The sequence below is a fragment of the Streptomyces sp. NPDC102360 genome, from assembly GCF_044766085.1.
Classification (GTDB): domain Bacteria; phylum Actinomycetota; class Actinomycetes; order Streptomycetales; family Streptomycetaceae; genus Streptomyces.
Genome location: NZ_JBIWLG010000009.1, coordinates 69520 through 82692, shown reverse-complemented (window position 1 = coordinate 82692; position 13173 = coordinate 69520). Strand labels below are relative to the sequence as shown.

The following is a 13173-nucleotide window of genomic DNA, read 5'->3' as shown; positions in this document are numbered from 1 at the left end:
TGCGACACATCCGGGCTTCGCCTGTTGCGCGAGGTATGGGTGTGTCGTTGGGAGCATGGTCCGGTGACCCAAATGACCGGCCTTGGACTCTCGTTGCCCCTGCTCCTGACCCGGCTGCGGGAAAGGGCCCCGGGCCCCGTCCGGGGTGCGCTGCGCGGGGCCCTCGCGGCGGGGCTCGGGCTCGGGGCGTGCGCCGTGCTCGTGATGGTGCTGTGGATCAGCTCGCCGTTCCCCGACAGCGGGTCCGGCGGCGCGCTGCACACCGCCGCCGCGCTGTGGATCCTGGCGCACGGCGCCGAGGTGATCAGAACGGACACCCTGTCAGGGGTCCCCGTACCGCTGGGAGTCAGTCCTCTGCTGCTGCTCGCGCTGCCGGTGTGGCTGGTGCACCGGGCGGCGCGGGACGCGGCGGAGGAGTCCGAGACCGTGGCGGGCGTCTGGGCCGGTGTGGCGGTCGGCTATCTGTCGGTGGCGGCCGCGGCGACGTACTACTGCGCGGACGGCGAACTGCGCCCCTCGTGGGTGAGCTGTGTGGCGCACCTGGTCGTGGTCCCGGTGGCCGCGGCGGGTTTCGGGGTGTGGACGGCGTACGGGCGTCCGTACGGTCCGCTGCCAGGGCCGCTGGCGCGGGTGATTCCGGAGGGGTTCGTACGGGAGGTGGCGCCGGTCGCCGTGCGGGCGGCGGCGGCCGGGGTGCTCGCGCTGGTCGCGGGCGGGGCGCTGCTGGTGGCCGGGATGCTCGTGTGGCACGGGGAAGCGGTGCGGGAGTCGTTCCTGCACCTCACGGGGGCCTGGTCGGGGCGGCTCGCGGTGCTGCTGCTGTGCGCGGGGCTCGTGCCGAACGCCGCGATCTGGGGTGCCGCGTACGCGCTCGGTCCCGGGGTCGTGCTCGGCGTCGGGCACACCGTGGGGCCGCTGGGCAGCTCAGGGGCGGCGATGCTGCCCGCGTTCCCGCTGCTCGTGGCGGTGCCGAAGGCCGGGGACGGGTCGCCGCTCACGTGGGCCGTGGGGGCGGTTCCCGTGGTGGCGGGGGTCGTCGTCGCGGGGTTCGTCGTGGCGGCGGGAGCGGGGTGGTCGTGGCGGCGGACCGCGGGTGCGGTTGCCGGGGCCGGGGTGCTGTGCGGGGCGGCGATGGGGTGCCTGGCGGGGGCCGCCGGTGGGGCCCTTGGCCGGACGGCGCTCGCGGAGTTCGGGCCGGTGGGATGGGTGACCGGGGCGGTGGCCGTGGGGTGGATCTGTGTGGTGGGGGTGCCGGTGGGGTCGGCGGTGTGGTGGTGGCGTGAGCGCCGCAACCGGCCCACCGAGGCCGAGCCGCAGCCGCAGCCGGAGGCCGGTCTGGAACCGGTCACCTCGCCGGAGTTGCCGCCGGAGCCCTACGACTTCTTCGACGAGGCCTTCCGCCCGGAGCCGTAACCATCCCCCACCCCACCCCTTCCCGAAAGTCCTGCCGGACGGGCCTGCTCAATCGCCGCAGGGGCTCCAAAAGATCGCCTCAATCGCCGGCGGGGCTTGAAATATCAAGCCCCGCTCTTGTGACGAGAGCCCGCGGGGTCCGGGGCGGAGCCCCGTGGCCGTAACCGCGGCTCAGCGTTCGCCGAGCAACGGCCGGAGTTCCTTCGGCAGAAGGTCTTCGCAGGACTTCTTCGCCGCATTGGTCAACGCGTCCGTACGGCACTCGTAATAGTCGCTGTAGACCATCTTCGCCGTGAACAACGACGCCACCATCGCCAGCGCGAGCGCCCCCGTGACCAGGCCACTGATCGCCGCCGTCGTCTGCGGGCGCGCCGACTCGGAACCCGCGGGGCGGGACGTCGCGGGCGCCGGGGCGTCGGGGTCCGCCGGACGGGGCTTCATGCGCAGCGTGCTGATGCCCCAGTACAGAGCGAGCACGCCGAGCAGCAGCGCCACGTACGGCCAGCTGAACAGGGCGAAGAAGAAGCCCCACATGCCGGAGAGCAGCGCGTAGCGCGCACGGCGCTGGACCGGGTCCGTCGGATCCCAGCGCATCCCGCCGGGTCCCGGGCCCTGCCCGCCGTTCTGCCCCTCGGGGCCGCCCCCGCCGTTGCCCGGCCGGTCGCCGAAGCGGCCGCCCTGGGCGCGGCCCGGCTGGCGGTCGCTCCACTGGCCGCCCCAGGGTGCGCCGCCCCCGCCCTGTCCGGAACCGGATCCGGATCCCGAGTCGGAGTCCGAGCCCTCCGGGCGGCGCGGCTGCCACGGCCGGTCGGGCGCGTCATCGGCCGGCGGCGCGAACGGATTGCTGTCCCTGGAGTCGTCCGATTCCTTGGACGGCGGCGACGGCGGCGACGGCGGTGTGGGGCGGCCTTCGCGCGGCAGGACGGCGCCGGTGGGCAGCGTGAGGCGAAGGCTTCGGTCCGGCATCAGATGTGCGTCTTCCCCTAGGTCGTCGGTCACGGAGCCGCCTGCGGCGGCCCGGCGTGGCGTTCTTCACGTCAACGTCCGATGGCCGCTCAGCGTTCCGTCCCGGCCGACGCTACCTGTCGGCCCGGCCCCCGTCCCATGGGGCCCGTCGGCAGTGCCGGTATCGTTGCTGCCGGTCGGCCGCTTCGTAGGGTTCCCCGTATCGGGGAAGGCGAAGCGTTCGTGCGAACGCACAAGGATGCGGCCGCACGCGCCGACCGCGCACCGTAGCTCCCCTAGAAAGGGCCCCGTCGTGGCCAAGGCCAAGCGCCTCGTCGTGCTGGTCTCCGGATCAGGAACGAATCTGCAGGCACTCCTCGACGCGATCGCGGCGCAGGGGGCCGACGCGTACGGCGCCGAGATCGTGGCCGTCGGCGCCGACCGGACGGGCATCGTCGGTCTGGAGCGCGCCGAGCGCGCGGGCCTGCCCACGTTCGTGTGCCGCGTCAAGGACCACGCCACCCGCGAGGAGTGGGATCGCGCGCTCGCCGAGGCCACGGCCGCGTACGAGCCGGACCTGGTGGTGTCGGCGGGGTTCATGAAGATCGTGGGCAAGGAGTTCCTGGCCCGCTTCGGCGGGCGGTTCGTGAACACGCACCCGGCCCTGCTGCCCAGTTTTCCCGGTGCGCACGGCGTGCGGGACGCGCTCGCGTACGGCGCCAAGGTCACCGGCTGCACCGTCCACTTCGTCGACGACGGCGTCGACACAGGACCGATCATCGCCCAGGGCGTGGTCGAGATCGTGGAAGAGGACACCGCCGACGGTGAAAGCGCTCTGCACGAGCGCATCAAGGAAGTCGAGCGCACGCTGCTCGTCGATGTCGTGGGGCGGCTCGCCCGTAACGGCTTCAGCATTGAGGGACGAAAGGTAGTCACCCCGTGACCGCGGAAAACAGCGCCGGAACCGCCGGAAGCAACAAGCGACCCATCCGCCGGGCGCTCGTCAGCGTCTATGACAAGACCGGTCTGGAAGAGCTCGCGCGCGGGCTGCACGAGGCGGGCGTCGAGCTGGTCTCCACCGGCTCCACCGCCGGGAGGATCGCAGGCGCCGGAGTGCCGGTCACCAAGGTCGAGGAGCTCACCGGGTTCCCCGAGTGCCTCGACGGCCGCGTGAAGACGCTGCACCCGAAGGTGCACGCCGGCATCCTGGCCGACCTGCGCCTGGAGGACCACCAGAAGCAGCTCGCCGACCTCGGTGTGAAGCCCTTCGACCTGGTGATCGTGAACCTGTACCCGTTCCGGGAGACCGTCGCCTCCGGCGCGACGCCCGACGAGTGCGTCGAGCAGATCGACATCGGTGGCCCTTCGATGGTCCGCGCCGCCGCCAAGAACCACCCGTCGGTCGCGATCGTCACGAGCCCCGAGCGGTACGCGGACGTCCTCGCGGCCGTCAAGGACGGCGGCTTCGACCTGACCACCCGTAAGCGCCTCGCCGCCGAAGCGTTCCAGCACACCGCCTCGTACGACGTGGCCGTCGCCTCCTGGTTCGCCGATGACTACGCGGCCGCCGACGACAGCGGTCACCCCGACTTCATCGGCGCCACGTACGAGCGCAAGAACGTGCTCCGCTACGGCGAGAACCCGCACCAGGGTGCCGCCCTCTACGTCGACGGCACGGGCGGCCTCGCCGAGGCCGAGCAGCTGCACGGCAAGGAGATGTCGTACAACAACTTCACGGACACGGACGCCGCGCGCCGTGCCGCGTACGACCACGAGGACCCCTGCGTCGCGATCATCAAGCACGCCAACCCCTGTGGCATCGCCGTGGCTTCGAACGTCGCGGAGGCGCACCGCAAGGCCCACGCCTGTGACCCGCTGTCGGCGTTCGGCGGCGTCATCGCCGTGAACCGGCCGGTCACCAAGGAGATGGCCGAGCAGGTCGCCGAGATCTTCACCGAGGTCATCGTCGCGCCCGACTACGAGGACGGCGCCCTCGAAGCCCTCACCAAGAAGAAGAACATCCGCGTGCTGCGCGCCCCGAACGGGCCGTCCGCGAAGGTCGAGACGAAGCAGATCGACGGCGGCGCGCTGCTCCAGGTCACCGACCGCCTCCAGGCCGACGGCGACAACCCGGCCTCCTGGACCCTCGCGACCGGAGACGCGCTCTCCCAGGGCGAGTTGGACGAGCTGGCGTTCGCCTGGAAGGCGAGCCGCGCGGTGAAGTCCAACGCCATCCTGCTCGCCAAGGACGGCGCCTCCGTCGGCGTCGGCATGGGTCAGGTCAACCGCGTGGACTCCGCGAAGCTCGCCGTCGAGCGGGCAGGCGAGGAGCGGGCGCGCGGCTCGTACGCCGCCTCCGACGCGTTCTTCCCGTTCCCGGACGGCCTGGAGATCCTGACGGCCGCGGGCGTCAAGGCCGTGGTCCAGCCCGGCGGTTCGGTCCGCGACGAGCTGGTCGTCGAGGCCGCGAAGAAGGCGGGCGTGACGATGTACTTCACGGGCACGCGCCACTTCTTCCACTGAGCACCGGCCGAGCGCCGCAGCACCGGCCGAGCGTCGAAGCACCGGCCGAGCGTCGAAGAGGCGGGGCCCGTACGACATGTCGTACGGGCCCCGCCTCTTCGTGTCGCGGCGAGGGGTCAGCCCTTCACGTTCACGACGACCGTGCCCGCGACCTTGTCGTGCCAGCCCTGGTTGCGCTTGTTGCCGTCCCAGAACGGGGACAGGTAGACGAGCAGCGCGCCGATGCCGCAGAAGAGCCCGCCGACCATCGGGATCACCCAGCGCAGGAAGCCCGCGCCGACGCCCGGCTTCGCACCGGTCTCCAGCTTGAGGACGCGGATGCCGACCGCCAGCTTGCCGAGCGTGCCGCCGACGAGGCCGATCATCAGGGCCTCGTAGAGCATGACGAGCACCATGAACACGGCCGCGATCGGCAGGATCTCGGAGTACCAGTCCATCACCGCGTCGTTCACGCAGGTGCTGTCCGTCGAGGAGCAGGCCTTGACGGCGTCCATCAGGTCGCCGATCTTCGCCCCGAGGACGATCGAGTAGACCACCGAGAAGATGAGACCGTCGATCAGGCGTGCGCCGAAGCGGCGGCCCATCGACGCGAGCGGCGGCACGCCGGCCGGGCCCCCGGGCTGCTGCGGGTAACCGCCGTACTGCTGTGCCGGCGGCTGCTGCGGGTACGCGCCGTAGGGCTGGCCGGGCTGTCCCGGCGGCTGCTGCGGATAGCCGTAGCTCTGCGGCGGGACGCCCTGGGGAGCGCCCTGCGGGGGCTGCTGGCCGTACGGGTTGTTCTGCGGCGGCTGCTGCCCGTAGGGGTTGTTCTGGTCGCCGAAACTCATGGCGGGATTCCTCCGGTCCTGGCAAACGGGGACGACGCGGACTTTTGGAGGAGTGGAACAGCCATACGTGGTGATGCGGCCGCCTGAGCGGATCTTCCCCCCTGCCGCTGCCCGCGGCACTATGCGCGGATCATGCTCGTAAACCGGACACCCTCCTGTCCAGTGGGCCTCGCAGGCTGTTGTGCAAGTGCAACTTGGGTGAACCCCCGCCGCCCTGAAACAATGGCGGCATGACCGCCCAGATTCTCGATGGCAAGGCCACCGCAGCCGCGATCAAGTCCGATCTGACCGCCCGCGTGGCGGCGCTGAAGGAGAAGGGGGTCATGCCGGGGCTCGGCACGATCCTCGTAGGGGAGGACCCCGGAAGCCAGAAGTACGTCGCAGGAAAGCACCGGGACTGTGCGCAGGTCGGCATCGCGTCGATCCAGCGCGAGCTGCCCGCGACGGCCACGCAGGAGGAAATCGAGGCCGTCGTCCGCGAGCTCAACGAGGACCCGGCCTGCACCGGCTACATCGTCCAGCTCCCGCTGCCCAAGGGCATCGACGAGAACCGCGTCCTCGAACTGATGGACCCGGACAAGGACGCCGACGGCCTGCACCCCATGAACCTCGGCCGCCTCGTCCTGAACGAGCCGGCGCCGCTGCCCTGCACCCCGTACGGCATCATCACGCTGCTCCGGAAGCACGGCGTGGAGATCAAGGGCGCGGAGGTCGTCGTCGTCGGCCGTGGCGTCACCATCGGCCGGCCGATGCCCCTGCTGCTCACCCGCAAGTCCGAGAACGCCACGGTGACGCAGTGCCACACCGGTACCCGTGACCTGTCCGCGCACCTGAAGCGGGCCGACATCGTCGTGGCCGCCGCGGGCGTGCCGCACCTGATCAAGCCCGAGGACATCAAGCCGGGCGCCGCCGTGCTGGACGTCGGCGTCTCGCGCGACGAGAACGGCAAGATCGTCGGCGATGTGCACCCCGGAGTCACCGAGGTCGCGGGCTGGATCTCGCCGAACCCGGGCGGTGTCGGCCCGATGACCCGCGCCCAGCTCCTCGTGAACGTGGTCGAGGCCGCCGAACGGGACGCGAACGGTGTCGGCTGAGGCGGCGGGAGACGCCGCCATGGGCGGGTCGAAGGGCGCCACTGGGAGCGCGGCCGGGGCCGCTTCCGTGAGCGCGTCCGGGAGTGCCGCCATGGGTGCCGCCGAGGGCGCCGCGCCCGAAGGTGCCTCCCAGGACCCGAAGAAGTCCGGCAGCCGGCGCTTCCCGCTCTTCACGCGCGACACCGCGCGCCCGGAGGGCGGCGGCCGGGCCGCCGGCGGGGACGCGCCCGCGCCCGCCCGCCAGTGGCCGATCATCGCCGTTCTCTCGGCGACCGCGCTCGGGCTGCTGCTGACCGCCTTCGGCCTCTTCCGTGTCGGCACGATCCTGGTGGGTGTCGCGCTGCTCGGCGGGGCCGTGCTGCGCTGGCTGCTGCCGGACGTCGGGATGCTGGCCGTGCGCTCGCGCTTCACCGACATGGTCACGTGTGCGGGCCTCGGCCTCGTCATCGTGCTGCTGGCGATGATGGCGCAGCCGGACCCGTGGCTGAAGCTTCCGTTTCTTCAGGACACGCTGCACTTCACGGTGCGCTGAACCGTCGAACGGGCCGCCGATGAGCCGTCCGTGAGCCGCTGACGACCCCAAGTGACAGGCGGGGCCTCCTCCTTGGAGGCCCCGCCTCCTTTTGTGGTGATCTCCGGCACGTTCTCGGGGTTTTCCGCACGCAGGGCCCGGTGCACGCTGTCGAATGACCCCATACGCCCCCGGACCGGGAACTGACATCCTGGTTTCCCGCATCCCAATGGGTAGCCAGTGGGGGCCGAAGCGCGACGCGCGGCGCGGGGGAACAGGGCTCGCGGGGGGAATAGGGGGAAGGGCGATATGCCTCGTTGGAAGGCGCTTCCGGATGAACTCGACCCACAGGTCAGGGAGTTCGCCGGACAGCTGCGCCGGCTTGTGGACCGAAGCGGCCTGGGGATCGCCGCGCTCGCGGACCGTACCGGGTACAGCAAGACGTCGTGGGAGCGGTACCTGAACGGGCGGTTGCTCGCGCCCAAGGGCGCCATCGTCGCGCTCGCCGAGGTGACCGGCACCAATCCCGTTCATCTGACGACGATGTGGGAGCTCGCGGAGCGTGCGTGGAGCCGTTCCGAGATGCGCCACGACATGACCATGGAGGCCATCCGGATCTCCCAGGCGCGGGCCGCGCTGGGCGAGTTCGGGGGACCGGCGCAGGCCACGCAGACCAAACCGGCCAAGCAGACCAAGCAGGCCAAACCCGCCAAGCAGGCCAAGCCGGCGGAGCAGGCCGGGGCGCAGCGCCCGACCGTGCCGCCGCAGGCGACGGCGCCGAGCGTGGACCAGTTCGGCCCCGCTCCCGTGCTGTCGCCGCAGGAGCCGCCCCAGGGGCCGCCGCGGGGCGCGGTGCCGGGCGGCGGGGGCGGCAGGCGCCGGCTGCTGATGCTCGGGGCGGGGGCCCTGGGCGCGGCCCTGATCATCGCCATCGGCTTCTTCGTGCTCAGGGGGAACGGGAGCGACGGAGCCGAGGCCGGGAAGTCGCCCTCGCCGAGCGCGAGCGCGACCCAGCTGCCCGAGGGCGTCAAGTGCGTGGGCGCGGGCTGCGCCGGCAAGGACCCGGAGGCCATGAACTGCGGCGGCGATCTCGCGCTGAACTCCAGCGACGCGGTGGTCGGCACCGTCACCGTCCAGGTCCGCTACAGCAAGACGTGCAAGGCGGCCTGGGCCCGGATCCAGGGCGCGGCCCCGGGCGACGCCGTGCGGTTGCAGAAGGGCGCCACGTCCTCGAAGAAGGGCACGGTCAGCGCCGCGGACACGGACGCGTACACGCCGATGATGGCCGTGGACGCGGCCACCGACGTCAAGGCGTGCGCGACGCTCGCGAACGGGCAGAAGGGCTGCACCAAGTAGTCGCGCATGGGTGCGCCGCTTCGGGGAAGGCGGACCACTACCCCCACGGGACGGCGCAGTAGCACCCCCACGGCGGCCGCCTGAGCCTTTCTCTCCCGGGCTCGGCGGCCGTTCGCGTGTTCGGACCGGGGCACGGGAGGGCCGCTGTGGGGCGATCCACAGGTACCTGTGGTTCCCGTGCGGGCGGGGCGCGATAGCCTGACGAACGGATCTCTTGATACCAAGAGATCGATCAAATGACCTGCTGTCCTACGGAGAACGCCATGACCCGCACTCCCGTGAACGTCACCGTCACCGGCGCCGCCGGCCAGATCGGCTACGCACTGCTCTTCCGCATCGCCTCCGGCCAGCTGCTCGGCGCGGACGTGCCGGTCAAGCTGCGTCTCCTGGAGATCACCCCGGCGCTCAAGGCCGCCGAGGGCACCGCCATGGAGCTCGACGACTGCGCCTTCCCGCTGCTTCAGGGCATCGAGATCACCGACGACCCGAACGTCGCCTTCGACGGCACCAACGTCGGCCTCCTCGTCGGCGCCCGCCCGCGTACGAAGGGCATGGAGCGCGGTGACCTCCTCGAGGCCAACGGCGGCATCTTCAAGCCGCAGGGCAAGGCCATCAACGACAACGCCGCGGACGACGTCAAGATCCTCGTCGTCGGCAACCCGGCGAACACCAATGCGCTGATCGCCCAGGCCGCCGCTCCGGACGTACCGGCCGAGCGCTTCACCGCGATGACCCGCCTCGACCACAACCGCGCGCTGACCCAGCTCGCGAAGAAGTCGGGCGCCACGGTCGCCGACATCCAGCGCCTGACGATCTGGGGCAACCACTCGGCGACCCAGTACCCGGACATCTTCCAGGCCACGGTCGCCGGCAAGCCCGCCATCGACGCCATCGGCAACGACGAGAAGTGGCTGGCCGAGGACTTCATCCCGACCGTCGCCAAGCGCGGTGCCGCGATCATCGAGGCCCGTGGCGCGTCCTCGGCCGCCTCCGCCGCCAACGCCGCGATCGACCACGTCCACACGTGGGTCAACGGCACGGCCGAGGGCAACTGGACCTCCATGGGCATCCCGTCGGACGGCTCGTACGGCGTGCCGGAGGGCATCATCTCGTCCTTCCCCGTCACCACGAAGGACGGCAAGTACGAGATCGTCCAGGGCCTGGAGATCAACGAGTTCTCGCGCACGCGCATCGACGCGTCCGTGCAGGAGCTGGTGGACGAGCGCGAGGCCGTGCGCGGCCTGGGCCTCATCTGATCCGCATCTGATCGGCGCGCTCAAGGCGGCTGCCCCTCGGACATCTTGATGTCCGAGGGGCAGCCGCCTTTCTGCGGTCCCATGCGGAGTATCCAGTTCTGGATGTCACCGCGACGTCCTATGCTTCTCCTTCATCAACTGCCGCACGAGAACGGGCAGTTCGAACAGTCATCATCGATGGCATCGGGGGAGTGGTGTGAGCACCGCCTATGTACCGCAGCAGTCGCCGTCCGAGGGCGACGTCGGGGTGGCGGGGCCACCCCCGTCGGCGAAACCGCCGCACGCCAGCGAGGCCACCCGGCTGCTCTGCGCCGGCGCCTATCTCGACCAGGGCTACCGGGACCGGGTCATCGAACAGCTGCACCTGTACGAGCAGCGCATCGCGGCCCCCTCGCTCGGCTTCGACGCGGCCCGCGTCCTCGCGCACGCGTTACGCGCCCGGCGCATCGAAGTGGCCTGGTCCTGGGCCGTGCTCGGCCTGTGGGTGGTGGGGCTGCCGCTGACCGGCTACTGGATCCTCGCGTTCCTGCTGCCGTCCGCGCTGCTCGCGCTCGGCGTGTGGATCCGCGGGCCCGGCGAGCGGCCGCCGATCTACCGCCGGGTGGTCGCCTGGTACGTGCGCTGGTGGGGGCGGATCCTGCTGGCGATGCTGCTGCTCTCCACCGTGGGCATGGTCCTGGGCGGGGGCGAGGAGGACTACGACAGCGCCTCCTACGAGATCCGCTCGTTCCTGTACGACGTCCTGCCCGACTCCCTGAGCTGGATGATCCCCCAGGGCGCCGGTTCCGGTGACGCCCTGCACGGCTGGCTCACGTTGCTGCTGCTCGCCCTGATCGCCGCGTGCGTGGGCGCCCAGCGCAGCCAGTTCGCACGAGCCCTCGGCGCCGAGCTGTCCGAGGCGCGGTTCGGGGACGCGACCGCCGACCCCGCGGAGAGCGCCGAAGGGGCCCGCTTCCAGCGTGTGAAGCGGCGGATCAGGATCGAGCAGCACGCACCGCTGATCATGTACCACGCGGTCCGCCCGTTCTGCGGGGCGGGCGAACCGGTCGACACCTGGACCCTCGCCGTCGAGCTGCGGCCCGACCGGATGAAGAAGCAGCAGCCGCTCAACAACCGGAAGATCCTGGAGCAGGTCCGCCCGCTGCTCGAACAGCTGCGACTGCCCGCCGAGTTCGCGGGCACCACCGTGCGCGACCGGCTGCGCTGGCTGGAGATCGACGAGTGCGTCTTCCTGCCCGCCGAGGGACTCACGCACCGGGAGGACGCCCCCTACCGGCCGGAGTCCTTCGAGGAGCACCGGGCGCGCTCCGTCGAGGAGGGCGCGGAGAAGCGCCGGCACTTCCTGCGGATCCGGGTCGGCGGCTGGGAGGAGGAGCTGGTCGTCACCGTCTTCGTCCGCGTCCACACGCAGGGCCGGATGCTGATGCTGGAGATCGCGCCGCACGTCCTCGCCCCGGTGCGGGAGCCGTTCCAGAACGCGGACCGCACCGCCCACCAGTTCCGCCACAACAACCCGCTCGGCAAGGCCGCTTGGGCCTTCGCGCGGGTGGCGGGCTCTCCCGTGCGCTCCCTCGTCACCATCGGCCGCTGGGCCGGGTACGGCTGGCAGGTGCTCACCGGTGGGCACGGCAGCGCGCTGCCGGACGGCCCCGCCGTGTCGGTGCGCGAGCTCGGCTCGGAGGGCCCCGGCTCGCTGTTCCAGCAGATGGACGTCGAGCGCTACCTCAAGTCGATCCAGGACCGCATCGCCAACGGAGTGCTGCACGCGCTCGCCGAATCCGGCTACCAGACCGGCGAGTTCGTCCAGAAGATCGTGAACATCAGCAGTGGCGGCGTGAACATCGACCGGGTCGAGGACTCCACCTTCGCCGTCGGTACGCACGCCCGCGCGACGTCGGGAGCGGCCGACGGCGCCACCCCGAAAGAGAAGGGAACCGACGACCATGGCGGCGAATGACGAGCCCTCGGTCTCCATCGGTGACGTCCACGGCAGCACCTTCGCCATCGGCAGCCACGCCCACGCGGAGAGCCACACGAACAGCGGTCCGCAGCAGGACGAGGCGATGCGGGAGCTGCTCGAGGCGGTGCGTGCGCTGCGCGCGGACCTGCCCCGGCTCCGGGACGAGGACGGCCGGCTGCGCACCCTCGACACCGAGCTCGCCGAGACGGAGGGCGAGATCACCCGTACCGGCAGCGCCCCGGCGAGCCGGATCGAGCGGCTGCGCGCGCTGCTCGGCGACTCGCAGGCGCTCGTCTCGCTGCTCTCGTCGGCCGGCACGGTGGCCGCGATGCTGGGGAATCTGAGATGAGCGGACGCCACTGGAACGAGGAGACCCAGCGCTGGGAGGAGGCGGGCTCGGGCCCCGGAGCGGTGTCCTCGCCGCCCCCGCCGCGGCCGGAGTTCGCCCCGCCGGCGCCCTGGCCGGGACCAGAGGACCCGGGGCCGCCCCCGTCGCCGTCCGGCCGGAACCGGCGCTTCGCCCTCGTGCTGGTGGGCGCGGCCGTGCTCGGCGCCGCCGTCGCGACGACGGTGGTGCTGCTGGGCCGCAGTGACGATCCGGGTCCTGACCCGAAGCCGACCAGGACGTCCGCGGCGCCCACCAGCTCCGGCCCGGAGCCCACTCCCACCCCGACTCCCACGCCGACCGGCGAGCTCCCCGCCGGCTATCGGCAGGTGGCGGACGAGGCGGGCTTCGCGCTCGCCGTGCCCGAGGGCTGGGACCGCAGCGAGAGCAAGCAGGGGGTGTTCTACACGTCCCCCGACGAGTCCTCGCTCATCCAGGTCTTCACCATCACGGAGCCGGACACCACACCGCTCGAATCGCTCCGGGTCGCGGCCGACAGCCTCTCGAAGAGTCTTTCGGAGGACGGGTACGAGGAGAGCTCACTGGAGGAGACGCCGGCCCCCGAGGGGGCCTCGGAAGAGGTCACCGACGACGCGGCCGAGCTCGTGTACGCGTACGACAGCGAGAAGCTGGGCGCGCGCAGAAAGGTGGTCGACTTCTCGTTCACCGCGCAGGACGGCACGCAGTACGCGGTGCTCGTCGCGGGCCCGGAGTCCGAGTGGCCGGGGCAGCGGGACCGGCTGGCCACCGTGCTGTCGCGGTTCGCGCAGGAGTGAGCGGGCGCGGGCGGCCCGCACCGTTCTCACGCAGCGTCGCCGCCCGCACCCGCGCGGTGTCGTGACACAGCGCACTTTCGTCGATGTGGGGGCATGCTTGCCATACGCCGGGGCAGGGGAATCCGAC

The 13173-nt window shown here is 71.8% G+C and carries 12 protein-coding genes; 10 read left to right on the top strand and 2 right to left on the bottom strand.

Annotation, left to right across the window (positions count from 1 at the left end; translation table 11 throughout):
* Positions 1-72: 72 nt before the first annotated feature.
* Positions 73-1413 (top strand): DUF6350 family protein, encoded by a 1341-nt coding sequence (locus tag ACIRHA_RS29930; protein WP_403852355.1) that lies wholly within the window; start codon positions 73-75, stop codon positions 1411-1413.
* A 171-nt stretch (positions 1414-1584) separates the two neighbouring features.
* Here ACIRHA_RS29930 and ACIRHA_RS29925 read toward each other — a convergent pair whose 3' ends face one another.
* On the bottom strand, positions 1585-2379 hold the full coding sequence (locus ACIRHA_RS29925) for a hypothetical protein (RefSeq protein WP_403852352.1): 795 nt from the start codon (positions 2377-2379) through the stop codon (positions 1585-1587).
* A 238-nt stretch (positions 2380-2617) separates the two neighbouring features.
* On the opposite strand from ACIRHA_RS29925, the gene purN reads away from it, so the two are divergent.
* Together purN and purH are read left to right on the top strand one after the other, a co-directional pair.
* Positions 2618-3301 carry a phosphoribosylglycinamide formyltransferase gene (purN, locus tag ACIRHA_RS29920; protein WP_403852349.1) on the top strand — a complete coding sequence of 228 codons (684 nt, stop codon included), beginning with the start codon at positions 2618-2620 and terminating at the stop codon, positions 3299-3301.
* Complete coding sequence (gene purH / locus ACIRHA_RS29915) at positions 3298-4881, top strand: bifunctional phosphoribosylaminoimidazolecarboxamide formyltransferase/IMP cyclohydrolase (RefSeq protein ID WP_403852346.1); 1584 nt, start codon at positions 3298-3300, stop codon at positions 4879-4881. Before purN ends, purH begins: the two co-directional genes overlap by 4 nt.
* Before the next feature lie 116 nt (positions 4882-4997).
* Here the strand turns inward: purH and ACIRHA_RS29910 are convergent, their stop codons facing one another.
* Positions 4998-5708 carry an RDD family protein gene (locus ACIRHA_RS29910; protein ID WP_403852343.1) on the bottom strand — a complete coding sequence of 237 codons (711 nt, stop codon included), beginning with the start codon at positions 5706-5708 and terminating at the stop codon, positions 4998-5000.
* Positions 5709-5938: 230 nt separating this feature from the next.
* Between ACIRHA_RS29910 and ACIRHA_RS29905 the strand changes: the two genes are divergently transcribed.
* The 7 genes from ACIRHA_RS29905 (at position 5939) to ACIRHA_RS29875 (ending at position 13046) form a co-directional block, all read left to right on the top strand.
* Positions 5939-6802 (top strand): bifunctional methylenetetrahydrofolate dehydrogenase/methenyltetrahydrofolate cyclohydrolase, encoded by an 864-nt coding sequence (locus ACIRHA_RS29905; RefSeq protein ID WP_266713264.1) that lies wholly within the window; start codon positions 5939-5941, stop codon positions 6800-6802.
* A 91-nt stretch (positions 6803-6893) separates the two neighbouring features.
* On the top strand, positions 6894-7334 hold the full coding sequence (locus tag ACIRHA_RS29900) for a DUF3017 domain-containing protein (protein WP_403852340.1): 441 nt from the start codon (positions 6894-6896) through the stop codon (positions 7332-7334).
* 288 nt (positions 7335-7622) lie between these two features.
* On the top strand, positions 7623-8669 hold the full coding sequence (locus tag ACIRHA_RS29895; RefSeq protein ID WP_403852338.1) for a DUF2690 domain-containing protein: 1047 nt from the start codon (positions 7623-7625) through the stop codon (positions 8667-8669).
* Between the two features lie 263 nt (positions 8670-8932).
* Positions 8933-9925, top strand: a complete 993-nt coding sequence (locus tag ACIRHA_RS29890; RefSeq protein WP_403852335.1) for a malate dehydrogenase — start codon at positions 8933-8935, stop codon at positions 9923-9925.
* Positions 9926-10121: 196 nt separating this feature from the next.
* The gene (locus tag ACIRHA_RS29885; RefSeq protein ID WP_403852332.1) at positions 10122-11882 is read left to right on the top strand and encodes a hypothetical protein; all 1761 of its coding nucleotides are present in this window, start codon (positions 10122-10124) and stop codon (positions 11880-11882) included.
* On the top strand, positions 11869-12234 hold the full coding sequence (locus ACIRHA_RS29880) for a hypothetical protein (RefSeq protein ID WP_403852329.1): 366 nt from the start codon (positions 11869-11871) through the stop codon (positions 12232-12234). Before ACIRHA_RS29885 ends, ACIRHA_RS29880 begins: the two co-directional genes overlap by 14 nt.
* Positions 12231-13046, top strand: coding sequence for a hypothetical protein (locus tag ACIRHA_RS29875; RefSeq protein WP_403852327.1), 816 nt, complete (start codon positions 12231-12233; stop codon positions 13044-13046). Before ACIRHA_RS29880 ends, ACIRHA_RS29875 begins: the two co-directional genes overlap by 4 nt.
* The last annotated feature ends 127 nt before the right edge of the window (positions 13047-13173 follow it).